This window comes from Dictyoglomus sp., assembly GCA_025060475.1.
GTDB lineage: Bacteria > Dictyoglomota > Dictyoglomia > Dictyoglomales > Dictyoglomaceae > NZ13-RE01.
Window position 1 is genome coordinate 1 of record JANXBZ010000011.1, and the last position, 15226, is coordinate 15226.

10 protein-coding genes are annotated in these 15226 nt (G+C 31.1%); 8 read left to right on the forward strand and 2 right to left on the reverse strand.

The window, feature by feature from the left end:
* Window positions 1-107: 107 nt before the first annotated feature.
* From NZ841_06880 to NZ841_06910, 7 genes are all read left to right on the forward strand, one after another.
* Window positions 108-1319 (forward strand): iron-containing alcohol dehydrogenase, encoded by a 1212-nt coding sequence (locus tag NZ841_06880; GenBank protein ID MCS7202482.1) that lies wholly within the window; start codon window positions 108-110, stop codon window positions 1317-1319.
* A 13-nt stretch (window positions 1320-1332) separates the two neighbouring features.
* On the forward strand, window positions 1333-4563 hold the full coding sequence (locus tag NZ841_06885; protein MCS7202483.1) for a diguanylate cyclase: 3231 nt from the start codon (window positions 1333-1335) through the stop codon (window positions 4561-4563).
* A 42-nt stretch (window positions 4564-4605) separates the two neighbouring features.
* A complete protein-coding gene (locus NZ841_06890; GenBank protein MCS7202484.1) occupies window positions 4606-5760 on the forward strand; it encodes an iron-containing alcohol dehydrogenase in 1155 nt (384 codons plus the stop codon).
* Between the two features lie 68 nt (window positions 5761-5828).
* The gene (ilvD, locus tag NZ841_06895; protein ID MCS7202485.1) at window positions 5829-7511 is read left to right on the forward strand and encodes a dihydroxy-acid dehydratase; all 1683 of its coding nucleotides are present in this window, start codon (window positions 5829-5831) and stop codon (window positions 7509-7511) included.
* A gap of 17 nt (window positions 7512-7528) precedes the next feature.
* Window positions 7529-8506, forward strand: coding sequence for a methylcobamide--CoM methyltransferase (locus tag NZ841_06900; GenBank protein MCS7202486.1), 978 nt, complete (start codon window positions 7529-7531; stop codon window positions 8504-8506).
* Window positions 8503-9531 (forward strand): methionine synthase, encoded by a 1029-nt coding sequence (locus tag NZ841_06905; GenBank protein MCS7202487.1) that lies wholly within the window; start codon window positions 8503-8505, stop codon window positions 9529-9531. Before NZ841_06900 ends, NZ841_06905 begins: the two co-directional genes overlap by 4 nt.
* A gap of 10 nt (window positions 9532-9541) precedes the next feature.
* Window positions 9542-12637, forward strand: coding sequence for a glycosyl hydrolase-related protein (locus NZ841_06910; GenBank protein ID MCS7202488.1), 3096 nt, complete (start codon window positions 9542-9544; stop codon window positions 12635-12637).
* A 28-nt stretch (window positions 12638-12665) separates the two neighbouring features.
* On the opposite strand, the gene NZ841_06915 is transcribed toward NZ841_06910, so the two are convergent.
* Window positions 12666-13703 carry a Gfo/Idh/MocA family oxidoreductase gene (locus NZ841_06915; protein ID MCS7202489.1) on the reverse strand — a complete coding sequence of 346 codons (1038 nt, stop codon included), beginning with the start codon at window positions 13701-13703 and terminating at the stop codon, window positions 12666-12668.
* Between the two features lie 117 nt (window positions 13704-13820).
* Window positions 13821-14102 carry an RNA-binding protein gene (locus NZ841_06920; GenBank protein MCS7202490.1) on the reverse strand — a complete coding sequence of 94 codons (282 nt, stop codon included), beginning with the start codon at window positions 14100-14102 and terminating at the stop codon, window positions 13821-13823.
* 168 nt (window positions 14103-14270) lie between these two features.
* On the opposite strand from NZ841_06920, the gene NZ841_06925 reads away from it, so the two are divergent.
* Window positions 14271-15215 carry a D-alanine--D-alanine ligase gene (locus tag NZ841_06925; protein ID MCS7202491.1) on the forward strand — a complete coding sequence of 315 codons (945 nt, stop codon included), beginning with the start codon at window positions 14271-14273 and terminating at the stop codon, window positions 15213-15215.
* Window positions 15216-15226: the final 11 nt, after the last annotated feature.

Sequence of the window (15226 nt, forward strand, 5' to 3'; positions counted from 1 at the left end):
AAATAGAAAGGTATGCAGAAGAAGTAAGAAGAGTTTTAAATCCTGTCTGGATTGAAGAGTTTGGTGGAAAAGCACCTATGGAGGAGAAAGAAGAAGTGAAGGTATAAATGTTGGAATGGGATGAAGATTTTAAGAAGTTAATTTGTTTTTTGAAATATCAAAAAGAAAAGCCTTTTTTAATTTGTGATGAAAATACTTATAAGGTTTGTGGAGATTATATTTCGAAAGAATTAGAAAAACAAAAAAGAGAGTATGATTTATTAATTCTTCCAGGAAACTCTTCTTCTGACGAAAAAAGTATCTGTAAAGTTTTATTAAATACTGAAGAGAACTCATTAATAGTTTCCATAGGATCTGGAAGTATAACTGATACTGCAAGATTTGTGGCTTATAAACAAAAACTAAGATTTGTTTCTGTTCCTACAGCTCCTTCAATGGATGGATACGCATCACCTGTTTCCGCTCTTACTATTGATGGTTTAAAAACAACAGTTTTAGCTAAACCTCCCGAAAAAATCTTTGTAAATTTTAATATTATAAAAAACTCACCTGATATATTAAAAAAAGCTGGTTTTGGAGACTTAATGGGTAAATATACTGCTCTCTCCGATTGGATGCTTTCTAATATCTTAACAGGTGAGAATATAAATTTAAATGTAGTAAATGAAATGTATGATGCTTGTGAAAATACATTAAAAAGCATAGAAAAAGAAGATTTTGAAAAATTGCTTCTTGAAGGACTTGTTAAGTCGGGGAAACTAATGATAGTTGTGGGAAATTCAAGACCAGCATCAGGTTCTGAGCATCATTTAGCTCATTATTTAGAATTTTTAGGATATAATTTGTTTCATGGTATAAAAGTTGGTATTTCAACTTTATACATAATTCGCCTTTATAAAAATCTTTTGAAGATTGATTTAGATGATTTCAGAAACAATATTGCATATTCCATTGAAGATTGGAAAAAAGAGATTAAAAATAATTTTCCCAATATTTATGATAAAATTATTAAAGAAAATATTGAAAGACTAAAAAAAATGAATGATCCAAGTTTTAGAAGAGAAATGATTAAAAAAATTAAAGAGAATATTAAAAAAATATATTCAATTGTTGAAACTTTAGATAAAAAAGAAAAAGAAATTTTAGAGGGTTATAAAAAAATAAATTTTTCGATAACTTTAGAGGACTGGGGAATTAAAAAAGAGGACTTAAGAAGAGCAATAATCTATTCTCTATATATTCGTGATAGATTCTCAATTCTAACCTTATATCAAATGTTAGGAATATTAAAAGAAGAGGCAGAAAAGATTATTTCATAAGGGGAAATAGCTTTTGAGAAAAAACATAGGAATTATTGTAAATGCACTTTATGAAAGTTATCAGCTAAAAATACTTTCTGGAGCATTTACTGCAGGAAAGAAATTAAATGTAAACCTATTTACTTTTGTAGGGGGCTCCTTAAATCCTGACCCTGAAAGTTTACAGAGGAACCAGATATATAATCTCATATCAAAGGAAAGTCTCCATGGTCTTATTATATTGGGATTAGTAGTAGGTTTTAACCTTCCTAAAAATAAAATTGCTGAATTTTATAATAATTTCTCAAAAGAATTACCTATTGTAAGTATAGGTTTAAATTTAGAAAATATTCCTAGTATAATCGTGGATAATGAATTGGGATTTAAAGAACTCTTAATCCATATTATTGAAAAACATAAATACAAAAAAATTGCCTTTGTTAAAGGACCATCTAATAATGAAGAAGCCCAATCAAGATATGAGACTTTTATGGAGATTATGGAATATTATGGGATTAAAATAGATGATAATTTTATATTTGAAGGAGATTTTTCTGAAACTGCTGGGATAAATGCAATTAGGACCTTTCTCGATGAAAGAAAACTATTTCCTGATGCTATTATTTTTTCTAATGATACAATGGCAATTTCTGCTCTTAATGAGTTGAAAAGAAGAGGGATAAAAGTCCCACAAGATATTGCTATAACTGGATTTGATGATATAGAGGAAGCAAACCTTGTAGATCCACCTCTTACCACGGTATATCAGCCTCTTTATGATCTAGGCTTTAAATCTGTAGAAACATGTTATTCTATGATTTCAGGAGAAAAAGTGCATGATAAAATTATTCTTCCTACAAAAGTTAAAATTAGAGATTCCTGTGGTTGTAAACTTTTATTTGATAGAAAAAAAGTAGAACCTTTAGAGAAAGACAAGTTAAATAGTTTTAAAGATTTAAGAAATTTAAAAGAACAATTTCTTAAATATATAGAGAGAAATTTAAAATTCTATGATAAAGAAATAACTCCATCTTTAGAAAAGCTTTATTTATCATTTATAAATGATCTTGAAGAAAAAACTCAAAGAGATTTTCTTGAGAATTTAGAAAATTTTTTAAAAGAAGAAAAAAAGAATTTAGAAATTTATCATGAGTTCATATCTCTTCTTAGGAAATTTCTCTATCCCTATTTAAATGATACTCTTCTTATTATGGCAGAAAATTTATGGCACCAAGCAACAATTATAGTTAGTAATATTTCAGATAGAATTCAGAAATTAGAGAGAGTCAAAAGTCAACAACAAACCATACAAATTACAGGAATCGGAGTAGACTTTATTACAACCTTTAAATTAGAACATCTTCTTGATAGTATTTCCTCAAGACTATTGACCCTTGAGATTCCATCTTTTTATATTTCCTTATACGAAGATAAAATTCCCCCTTTTAAAAAAGCAAGACTAATTCTTGCGGTTAATGATGGAAAAAGATTGAGAGAGACAAATATTAACTATCTCTTAAAGGAAATAATACCTCAAAAATATCTTCCTAAGAGAAGATTTACAATGATTGTTGAGCCTCTATTCTTCCAGAATAATCCTCTTGGTTTTGCTATTTTTGAGGTAGGTCCAGAAATAGGAATAATATATGAAAATCTAAGATCTCAAATTAGTTCAGCTATTCAAGGAGCTTTAATCTTTGAGGAGAGGGAAAAATTTATAAATGAACTAACTACTATTAATAAAATTGGAAGCACAATTACTTCTACTATTGAGTCAGATCTTCTTTGGGACTTAGTTATAAAAGAGATTTCAAAAATTTTTGAATATTCTGCTTTTTATATAATTCTATGTAAGGAAAACCATACCAAATTTAAAATAGTTGCTAAGGATATAAAAGAGAATATTAAAAAAGACTTGTCTTCTACAGAAATAGATTTAATATTGAAGATCTTGGAAAAGAAAAAAGCAAGATGGAAAAGAAGCAAGGATGGTATGATCAAATCCTTCTTAGGAGTTCCTATTATATTAGGAGAAAAAGTTAAGGGGGCTTTAATTCTTGAGCATTTTGAAAAGGATAATTTATATAATGCACATAGTATTGATATTTTATCTATCATTTCCGATTTTATTGCCGTTGCTGTAGAAAATATTCACCTCTTTGAAGAAATAGAAAAACTAGCCATATTGGATCCTCTAACAGGTGTCTTGAATAGAAGAGGATTTGAAGAAATATATCAAAAGGAAATATCAAGGGCTAAAAGATATAATAGACCTTTATCGGTCATGATTCTTGATATGGATGATTTTAAATTATTAAATGATACCTATGGACATCTTTTTGGAGATCAAATTTTAAAAGAAATAGCAAATCTTCTTAAAAAAGCCTGTAGAAAAGGAGATACTATAGGAAGATATGGAGGAGATGAATTTGCTATAATCTTACCTGAAACCAATATCGAAGATAGCAATAAAGTTGCTGAGAGAATTCTAAGAAAGATAAAGAATAATCCCATTATAACCCCAAATAAAAAAAAGATTTCTTTAAAGATAAGTATAGGAATAGCCTCTTATCCAGAAGATACACTGGAACCTGAGAAATTACTTGCCTTAGCAGATACAGCTATGTATAAAGCAAAAATTTATGGAGGTGGACAATATTCCTACTTTTCTTCCCCATCAAGGATTTCTATTTTAAAGGAAATTCCTAAATTTGATATATTTTTAGGATTAATAAATGCTATAGATCACAAAGATAATTACACTTTTACCCATTGCCAAGATGTAGCAAAATATGCTTATAAATTAGGTGAAAAATTGAAACTTTCTAAAGAAGAACTTGAAATTCTCAATTTAGCGGGAAGACTTCATGATATCGGTAAAATTGGGATACCCTCAGAAATATTAAAAAAGCCTGGTCCTCTTTCGGAAAGTGAGTGGAACATTATAAAGGAACACCCAAGACTTGGATATCTTATTCTCAGTCAGATTCCTAAAATGGAAAAGCTTTTAAATGCAGTTCTTTATCATCATGAAAGGTATGATGGTAAAGGTTATCCTCAAAATCTTCAAGGAGAAGATATACCATTATTTGCAAGAATTCTTGCACTTGCAGATGCATACTCCGCTATGAGATCCGATAGACCTTATAGAATGGCTCTTACTAAAAGACAAATAATTAAAGAAATTCAAAAAAATGCAGGGAAGCAATTTGATCCTGAATTAGCAAAAATTTTTACCAATCTCATTGAAAAGGGTGAAGTTTAAAACTCTTAAATAAAATTATCAAATTAGAAAGGAGGAACTTTAATGAATAAATTTGTTTTTTATAATCCTACTAAAATAATTTTTGGGGTTGATACAACTAATGAAGTAGGGAAGGAAGTTAAAAACTATGGAAAAAAGGTTTTAATAATATCAGGTCAAGGAAGTATTAAAAAGATTGGACTTTACGATAAAGTAGTAAAAATTTTAAAAGAAGAAATAGAAATTTTTGAGCTTGAGGGAGTTAAGCCAAATCCAAGGGTTGATCTAGTTAGAAAAGGAATAAAAATGGTTAAAGAAAATAATATTGATCTTTTGCTTGCAGTAGGGGGTGGAAGTGTTATAGACACAGCAAAAGCAATTTCAGCAGGACTTTCTTATGATGGAGATGTATGGGATCTTTTTAGATACAGAAAACCAATAAAACAAGGTATTCCTATTGGAGTAATTTTAACCCTTGCTGCAACAGGTTCGGAAATGAATGGTAATGCAGTTATTTCGAATTTAGAAACCCAAGAAAAGCTTGCTATATCAAGTCCTTATTTATATCCAAAATTTTCTATCCTTGACCCTAAAAACACAGTGACTGTTCCTTTAAATCATACCTTATATGGTATAGTAGATATTCTGTCCCATGTTTTTGAACAATATTTTGATAGGACTGAAGGAGCAATTCTTCAAGACAGATTTGCTGAATCAATTATGAAAACCATAATTGAAACTACTCCTAAATTAATTGAAAATCCAGAAGATATCAACGCAAGAGCTATAATTCTTTGGTGTGGAACCAATGCCCTAAATGGAATAATAGGAGTAGGAAAGGAACAAGATTGGGCTACTCACTCCATAGAACATGCTATTTCTGCAATATATGATATTCCTCACGGTTTAGGTCTTGCTATTGTATTTCCTCACTGGATGAAATATGTCATTGATGCTATACCCCACAAGTTTGCCCAATTTGCAAGAAATGTTTGGAACATTCAAGGTGATGATAATCTTAAAGTAGGATTAGAAGGTATTGAGAAGCTAATAAATTTCTACGAAAGTATTGGAATTCCTACGAAACTTTCAAAAATAGGAATAAATGAAGAAAAAATAGAAGAAATGGCGGAGAAAGCGACAATTTTTGGACCTATAGGTAATGTTAAAAGGCTTACAAAGGAAGACGTAATAAATATTTTAAAGATGTGTTTATGAATCTTGACATTAGTCTTTTTTTATTGTTAGGATTATTAAAATTTTCTCTGGGAGGGAAGTTAGAAGTTATGGGAAGAAGCGAACAAGTAAAAAAAGGAATTGAAAAAGCTCCTCATAGGGCTCTTTTTTATGCCATGGGATACACCTCTGACGAATTAGAAAGGCCTCTTATTGGAGTAGTGAATTCAGGTAATGAAATGATTCCTGGACATATACATCTGGACATTATAGCTCAGTCGGTAAAAATGGGAATTTTAGAGGCAGGGGGAACCCCCATGGAATTTAGAGTTATTGGGATATGCGATGGAATTGCTATGGGACATAAAGGGATGAAATACTCTCTTCCCAGTAGAGAGCTTATCGCGGACTCTATAGAAGCTATGGTAGAAGCCTATCAACTTGACGGAATGATTCTTTTAACGAACTGTGACAAGATTGTTCCAGGAATGATTATGGCGATGGCAAGATTAAATCTTCCTTCCCTTATACTCAGTGGGGGTCCAATGTTGGCAGGCAGATGGAGAGGAAAAGATGTAGATTTAATTAGCGTATTTGAAGGAATTGGACAAGTTAAAACAGGAAAACTGAAAGAAGAAGAACTTAATGAGCTAGAACAATTTGCATGTCCTGGATGTGGTTCTTGTTCGGGAATGTTTACTGCAAATACTATGAATTGTTTATCTGAAGCTTTAGGTTTAGCTCTCCCTTATAATGGAACTTTACCTGCAGCCTACGATGGAATGAGAAAAAGATTATCAAAGGAGGCAGGCGAAAGAATTGTTCAATTGGTAAAGGAGGGAATAAAAGTAAGAGATATATTAACAAAAACAGCTTTTGAAAATGCCATTGCTGTTGATATGGCTCTTGGAGGATCTACAAACACAGTGCTTCATCTTCTTGCTATCGCAAAGGAAGCTAAAGTAGATCTTTCTCTTGATGTTTTTCAAAGAATAAGCGAAAAAACTCCAAATATCTGTAAATTAAGCCCAGCATCTTCTCAGCATATTCAAGATCTTCATGAAGCAGGAGGAATCCCCGCAGTCATGAAGGAACTCTTAAGGGGAAATCTCATAGATCCTTCTGCCCTTACTGTTTCTGGAAAGACTATTGGAGAAATAGCCATGAATGCTGTTATAAGGGATAGAAATGTAATTAGGCCTCTTGAAGATCCTTATGCTCCTGATGGGGGTATAACTATATTATATGGAAATTTAGCACCTGAAGGGGCTGTAGTAAAAAAATCTGCAGTGAGTCCCAAAATGTTGAAACATTCAGGACCAGCAAGAGTTTTTAACAGTGAAGAAGAAGCTATAAAGGAAATTTATGCTGGAAAAATTAAAAAGGGAGATGTAGTGGTAATAAGATATGAGGGACCAAAAGGAGGACCTGGAATGAGAGAAATGTTGGGACCAACATCTGCTCTTTCGGGTATGGGACTTGATGAGGATGTAGCATTAATAACTGATGGAAGATTTTCAGGAGGAAGTAGAGGAGCAGCGATAGGGCATATTTCTCCAGAAGCAGCAGAAGGAGGGCCTATAGCCCTTCTTAGAGATAAAGATATTATTGAAATAGATATTCCAAATAGAAAATTAAATGTAATGTTAGATGAGGAAGAACTTAAAAATAGAAAAAAAGAATGGAAACCTTTAAAGAGGGAAATTGAATTTAGTTATTTAAAAAGATACTCTGCTTTGGTAACATCTGCAAGCTATGGTGCTGTATTAAAAGATTTGTATGAAGAATTCTAACAAAGGGAGGTTAAGAAATGATAATAACTGTGGTAGATCATTATCCAAAAATTCCAAACCCCCCAAAAGAACCTAAATTAAGAAAAGCAATTCATGCGTATGATCAAGGAAAAATAACAAAAGAAGAACTAGATAAAGTATTTGATGAGGTAACAAAAGAAGTAATAGAAGAACAGATATCTTTAGGAATAGAATTGATAACTGATGGACAAATAAGATGGGAAGATGGACAAAGCTATATTGGAAGAAAACTTGAGGGGGTTGAGATTGGTGGACTTTTTAGATATTTTGATAATAATACTTATTATAGACAACCAATAATAAAAGGAGAAATAAAGTGGAAAGAGCCAATAATATTAGAAGATTGGAAAAAGGCTCAAAATTGGGCAAAAAATATACCAGTAAAAGCAGTGTTAACAGGTCCCTATACCCTGGCAAGATTAAGTAGAGACGAATATTATAAAGATTTAGGAAAATTAGCTTTAGCATATACAAAGGCTCTTTTGGAAGAAGTAAAATTACTGGAGCAGAATAAAGTCCCTTATCTTCAATTTAATGAACCGTCTATTCAATATTATCCTGAAGATTTTGATCTATTCCTAAATTTATATAAAGAATTTAGAAAAGTTTATTCAGGTAAACTAGCTATATATACTTATTTCTATACTCTTCTTCCTTTGAAAAATAGATTGAAGGAACTTCCTATAGATATTTTAGGTGTTGATTTTGTATCAAAAAGAGAGAATTTTGAATTATTAGAGTCTTTTCCAAAGAGTTTAGCTCTTGGCTATGGAATTATAGATGCAAGAAATACAAAATTAGAAACGCCAGAGCAAATTGCGAACCTAATAAAAAAGGCTTTAGATTATATTCCCGAAGAAAATCTATATGTAAATCCCAGTTGTGGCCTTGAATATTTACCTAGAGAAAGAGCCTACGAGAAACTTCTAAATCTTACTCAAGGAGTTAATTTAGTAAGAGGTGATAGAAAATGAAAGAGATAAAATTACCTATATTACCTACAACATCTGTGGGAAGTTTTCCAAAGCCCGATTATCTAGTAAAGGCAAGAAATCAATATACAAGAGGATTAATATCTTACTCTACCCTCCATGAGTTAGAACTAAAAGCAACAGAGGAAGTAATAAAAATGCAAGAAGAAATAGGAGTGGATATTCTTGTTCATGGAGAAATGGAAAGAGGAGATATGGCCACCTATTTTGCAGAAAATCTAGAAGGATTTACTATTAGTGGACTAGTTAGATCTTACGGAAACAGATATTATAAAAAGCCTATTGTTATAGGAAAGATAAAAAGAAATAAACCTATAACTATTGATATGTTTAAATATGCTCAAAGTCTTACAAAAAAACCCGTAAAGGGAATGCTCACTGGACCTTATACTATTGCAGATTGGTCCTTTAATGAATATTACGAGAATAAGAGAGACTTAGTAATTGATCTTGCAGAAGTGATTAATAAAGAAGCTTTAGATTTAGAAATAGCAGGAGCTTTGTTTATACAGATAGATGAGCCTGCAGTTCCTACTCATCCTGAGGAAATTGATATTGCAAAAGAGGGATTTAAAATATCCACAAGAAATTTAAAAAGTTTTCTCATCACTCATATATGTTATGGAGATTTTAGACCTATTTGGAAGGAGGTAATAAATTTTCCTGTTCATCAATTTGACTTGGAATTTACAAATAATTCAGATAAACTTTATCCCCTTATTGAAAAGAATGGTTTCCCAAAGGAAAAGTATATAGCAGTAGGAGTTATTGATGTTCATTCCCACAGAATAGAAAGTGTTGAAGAGATAAAGGCTAGAATAAAAGAAGCTTTAAGATATTTTAGGCCTGAACAGATGTTTATAGATCCTGATTGCGGATTAAAGACAAGAACCTGGGAAGAAGCAAAATCTAAAATGCTAAATATGGTAAAGGCAGTAGAAGAAGTAAGAGAAGAGTTAATAAAAGAAGGTTATCCCTCAGAAATAATAATAAAAATGGAGGCCTAAGGATATTAAGATGTACGAAGAATATATATTAAAACAGTGGGGTTTTTGGTTAGATGAACTTTATTCTTTTACTATATTACTAAGAAAAGAACTCTCTCCCTGGTATTTTACAAATAAAGAAGAAAAATCTTGTAAACCAATTGATGGATGGGAAGAGATCAAAATAGGGGATAGATGGCCTTCACAAACTTTTCCTGTCTGGTTTTATCATTTATTGACTCTTCCTACTGATTTATATAATCAGCCTATTTATTTATCTTTAGATTTTGGAGGAGAGGCTCTTTTATATATCAACAGAAAGCCTTTTTTTGGTCTGAATAATTATCATAAAGAGGTTTTACTAGCAAAAGATCAAGATTGTAAAAGTTTTGAAATCTTAGTTGAGGCAGTACCCAAAGGATTAATGGGACAACACCAATATGAACCTAAAATTTTAAAAGCAGAGATTTTTCAAAGAGATGAGGAGCTTTATTCTATTTTTTTAGACTTTTACACTTTATGGGAAGTATGTAAAACTCTTGAAGATATAGACTTAAAAAAGTCAATATTGGAAATTCTAGAAACTACTTTAGGAGAAATAAAACTTCCAACTTCTTTTGAGATTTTTAACTCTAGAGTAAAAGAAACTTATTTAACATTAACGGAATTAAAAAAACTATGGAAAATGCCCCAATTAGGAGAAATAAAAAAAACATTAGATGAAAAAACAAGAGCAAATATATTAGAAAAGGATAGAAAATTAAAAGAAAAATTAGAGATATTAAAGAAGAAGTATCCATCACAAGGAAAAGTTTATACTATTGGGCATTCCCATTTAGATTATGCGTGGCTCTGGCCAAGAAAAGAAACTATAAGAAAAGCTCAAAGAACTTTTTCTACCATGCTTAAGCTTATGGAAGAGTTTAAAGAGTTTAAATTTTTGTGTAGCTCTGCACAGATATATAAAGACATAAAGGAAAATAATTTCTATATATATGAAGAGATAAAAAAGAAAATAGGAAATGGCCAATGGATAGTGGAAGGTGGAATGTGGGTAGAAAGTGATTGTAATTTACCTTCGGGCGAATCCTTAGTAAGACAAATTCTTTATGCTCAAAAATTTTTTGAAAGGGAATTTGGAATAAGATGTAAAATTGCTTGGCTTCCAGATTCTTTTGGGTTTAATGCTAATTTACCACAAATTTTAAAGAAAGCAGGGATAGAATATTTTGCTACTACAAAACTTACATGGAACGAAACAAATAGATTTCCTTATGACTTGTTTTATTGGAAGGGAATTGATGGCACAAGGATTGTTTCCCATATATTTTGCAAGAAAAGTGGCTATAATGCAGAAATGAGTCCAAAGGAAATATTAGACAATTGGAAAGATTATGATCAGAGAAATATTTATCCTGCAACAATTTATAGTTTTGGGCATGGAGATGGTGGTGGCGGTCCTACAAGAGAAATGATAGAAAAATGGCAAAGACTAAAAAACCTTCCGCATTTTCCAGAATTATTAATGGAATCTCCTTTAAAATTCTTTGAAAATATACCAGAAAATTTGCCTACATACTTTGGAGATTTGTATTTAGAACTTCATAGGGGGACATATACAACTCAAGGAAGGATAAAAAGATTAAATAGAAAAGCTGAAAATTATTTATTTATTCTAGAGGCTTTAAATACAATTTCATATTTAAAAAGAGGAAAATACAATCAATTTATTACTGAACTTTGGGAGAAGCTATTAAGAAATCAATTTCACGATATTCTTCCTGGTTCCTCTATAAGAGAAGTTTATGAGGAAACGGAAAAGGAACTAAATGAAATTTTAAATGAAAATCCTGATATTAATTGGATTTTTGGAAATAAAAAGGTAATCTTTGTTTTTAATCCTACATCTTTTCCTCAACCCTTAAAGATAGAACTTTCTTTATCTCCAATGGAAGCTTTATATACCTCTTCTGGAGAGATTCTACCCTATCAAGAAGGAGATAAAACTTTAATTTATGACTCTTCTTTCCTCATTCCTCCTTTGACCTATATAACTTTAGAAGTAAAGGAGAAAAAAGAAAAAGAATTTGAAAAAGATATTAAAATTAGAGAAAATGTTGTGGAAAATAAATTTTTTATCTTAAGGATAAATGAAGATGGAACCTTACAAATTTATGATAAGGAGAGAAAAAGGGAGGCATTTAAAGAAAAGGGAAACCAGATCTGGGCTTTTTATGATATACCAAGAAATTGGGAAGCTTGGGATATAGCACTAAATTACGAAAAATTTGGAATAGAAATAAAAGAAGTAGAAAATATTAAATTTTTAGAAAAAGGACCTTTAAGAGTAAAGATTGAAGTGACAAAAAAATTTAATGATTCAAAGATAAAACAGATATACTGTGTTTACGCAAATTCTCCAAGAATAGATATAGAAAATGAGATAGATTGGAAGGAGAAAAGAATTCTTTTAAAAGCTTTCTTTCCCATAAATGTAAATTCTCCCCTTTCTTTTTATGAGATTCCCTATGGAGTCTATTTTAAAACAACTCACGAGAACACATCTTGGGATAAAGCAAAATTTGAATTTCCTGTTCAGAGATTTATTAATCTATCTCAAGGTGATTTTGGAATAAGCATATTAAATAATGGTAGATATGGACATAGTGTAAAAGAAAATGTGATAGGAGTAACCTTATTAAGATCTCCTGCAATACCTGATTTTTATGCTGATTTAGGAAAACATGAATTTACCTATTCTATATTACTTCATGGAAAAGATTGGAAATATATTACTATAAAAGAAGCAGAAGAATTAAATAGACCTCTCTTTGTAAAAGAAATAGAGAAAGGAGAAATAATAGAAGAATCCATTATAAATTGGAATTCGGAAAATATTGTAATAGGAGCTATAAAGAAAAGTGAAGATGAGAAAGGTATAATTTTAAGATTTGCAGAATATTTTGGATGGGAGAAGGAAATAGAATTTAGCTTTAATTTTCCTGTAAAAGAAGTTTATGAGACAAATCTTTTAGAAGAAAATATTTTAAAGTTAGAGTTAATTGAAAATAGAGTACAAGTAAAGGTTAAACCTTATGAGTTAAAAACTTTAAAAATAATTTTATAAAGAAAAGGAGGGTGAAGATCCCTCCTTCTTAAATTTCTATAGGAATTCCCTTTTCCGAAGATTCATATATACCCATAAGCATTTTCATTACAGTTAATCCTTGTTCTCCTGTTACAATAGGTTCCTTATTTTCTTTAACACACTCAACAAAGTGATCTATCTCTCCCTCTCCCCATTCAGTGGATTTTTCAATTATTTCTATATTAGAGGACATATTCTCCAAATCCTTAAAGATTTTAGGAGGATTTAGTTGAGCACCTCCAAGAGTTCCTAATATAAGATAATTTCCTTCATCTTTCTCTATATTAGAAGCCCAACTAGTCTCAATGGTTAAAGTTGCCCCATTTTCAAATTTTATAAATCCTACTGCAAAATCTTCCACATCAAAGATGGGTTTCCCCTTAGCACCCTTGTTCCATCCTCCCTCTCCTAAACCCTTTGGACCAAAATTTGCGTAGGTATTTCCAAGAATAAATTTAGGTTTTGGCATACCCATAAGCCACCAAACAATGTCTAGGATATGCACTCCAATATCTAAAAGACATCCTCCTCCTGCCATTTCCTTAGTAGTAAACCATGTACCTATTCCTGGAATCCCCTTTCTTCTTAACAAACTTCCCCGAGCATAATAAATCTCACCTAGTTCTCCTTTTTCAATAATCCTTTTTAATGCAGAGTTAAAGGGTCTAAACCTCTGAGTCTGTCCTATCATTAAAATTTTTCCTGATTTTTTACTTGCTTCAACCATATCTTCTGCTTCTTTTACAGAAGTTGCCATAGGTTTTTCACATAACACATGAATCCCTCTATTTAAGGCAGAAATAGTAACAGGTGCATGAAGATAATTAGGGGTACACACACTTATAGCAGTTAAGTTTTCTTTTTCAAACATCTCTTCATAGTTACAATAGATTTTTGGGATATTAAATTCTTGAGCTAAGATTTCTGCTCTGTCTTTATCACTATCTGCAATAGCTACAACTTCTACATCGGAAATCTTTTTGTATCTTGGAATATGAAGATGTCTTGCAATTCCACCAGCTCCAACAATACCTACTCGGATCATATAAACCCCCTTTAGCTTAATTTATAAAAAATCAAACCAAGAGATTATATAAAAAGAAAAAGCCCTAAGTCAAAACTTAGGGCTTTTTTTCAATTTAAAGAAACTTTCTATAAATTTTTAAAATCTTCGAAAATTATTTCTTGCTGGACGATCCTTTTTAGGTTTTGCTTCTGAAACTACAATCTTTCTTCCATCAAGCTCAGTTCCATTATAATTATTAATTATTTTTTGAGCTGTTTCTTCGGATGTTTCTACAAAAGCAAATCCTTTTGATCTTCCAGTGTTTCGGTCTGTTATTAACCTTACACTCTCGATGGATCCCTCCTTGCTAAATAATTTTTGCAGATCCTCCTCTGTGGTCTGCCATGAAAGGTTCCCTACATACAGTGTCTTAGACAATTTTTTGTACCTCCAATTTATAAAAATTTTTCTTAGAAACCTAAGACTCTTTAGTTTAACATAAAAAAATTTTTTGTCAAAAAATTTTTTATTTTTTAATTTCGTCTTTAAAAGTCCTTATAAAAATGATATAAAAAGTTCTAAGAATAAAATTGGAAGAGGTGATAAATGATTAGGGTTGGAGTATTAATAGGAATAAAATCTTCTGAAAGTGAAATAGCAAAAAGAACTGCCCAAAATGTATCTTCAGCTTTAAAATCGAAAGGCTACGAAGTTATAGAAATTCCTATAGATGAAAATCTAGCTGAGAATTTGAAAAAAGAAAAAATTAATGTTGCTTTCATATCCGCTCATGGAATTTATGGTGAAGATGGCACAGTTCAAGGACTTTTAGAATTGTTAGGAATTCCCTATGTAGGATCTCGAGTATTGGCAAGTGCTTTAGCTTTGAATAAAGCTATAGCTAAAAAAATATTTACCTATGAAGGGATTCCTACCCCAAAGTGGATAAATTTGAATAAAAAGGATCTAGAGGAGAAGGGTATAAAAGAAATTCTAAAAATTTTAGAATCTTTTAAGTTTCCGTTGGCAATAAAACCAAGCTCTCAAGGTTCCACCATAGGTTTCTCCCAAGCTAAAGATGAGGAGAGTCTTCTAATTTCATTAGAGAATGCTTTCAAATATGATTACGAAATTATAATAGAAGAGTTTATAAAAGGAAAGGAAATAACTGCAAGCATCTTTGACTGTGAAGAAACAATATGTTTCCCTTTAATTGAAATAATTCCAAAATCTGAATCAGGAGTTTATGATTATCAAGCCAAGTACACTCCTGGGATGAGTGAACATATTATTCCCGCAAGGCTTTCTCCTGAAACTTATAAAAGAGCACAAGAATTAGGAGTAAAAGCTCATAAGGCTTTAGGTTGCAGACATTTCTCCCGTGTTGATATGATAGTTGAGGATAAAACAGAAGAAATATACGTTTTAGAAGTAAACACTATTCCAGGAATGACAGCTACAAGTCTCTATCCTGAAGCATGTCGAGCCTATGGAATTGATTTTCCTGAATTACTTCACTTCTTAATAGAAAAGGCCTTGAGAGAGGGATGATGTCTTACATA

Coding starts and splice junctions, on each gene's coding strand:
- ilvD (MCS7202485.1), top strand. CDS start 5,829: ATGGGAAGAAGCGAACAAGTAAAAAAAGGAATTGAAAAAGCTCCTCAT.
- NZ841_06900 (MCS7202486.1), top strand. CDS start 7,529: ATGATAATAACTGTGGTAGATCATTATCCAAAAATTCCAAACCCCCCA.
- NZ841_06925 (MCS7202491.1), top strand. CDS start 14,271: ATGATTAGGGTTGGAGTATTAATAGGAATAAAATCTTCTGAAAGTGAA.
- NZ841_06890 (MCS7202484.1), top strand. CDS start 4,606: ATGAATAAATTTGTTTTTTATAATCCTACTAAAATAATTTTTGGGGTT.
- NZ841_06915 (MCS7202489.1), bottom strand. CDS start 13,703: ATGATCCGAGTAGGTATTGTTGGAGCTGGTGGAATTGCAAGACATCTT.
- NZ841_06880 (MCS7202482.1), top strand. CDS start 108: ATGTTGGAATGGGATGAAGATTTTAAGAAGTTAATTTGTTTTTTGAAA.
- NZ841_06910 (MCS7202488.1), top strand. CDS start 9,542: ATGTACGAAGAATATATATTAAAACAGTGGGGTTTTTGGTTAGATGAA.
- NZ841_06905 (MCS7202487.1), top strand. CDS start 8,503: ATGAAAGAGATAAAATTACCTATATTACCTACAACATCTGTGGGAAGT.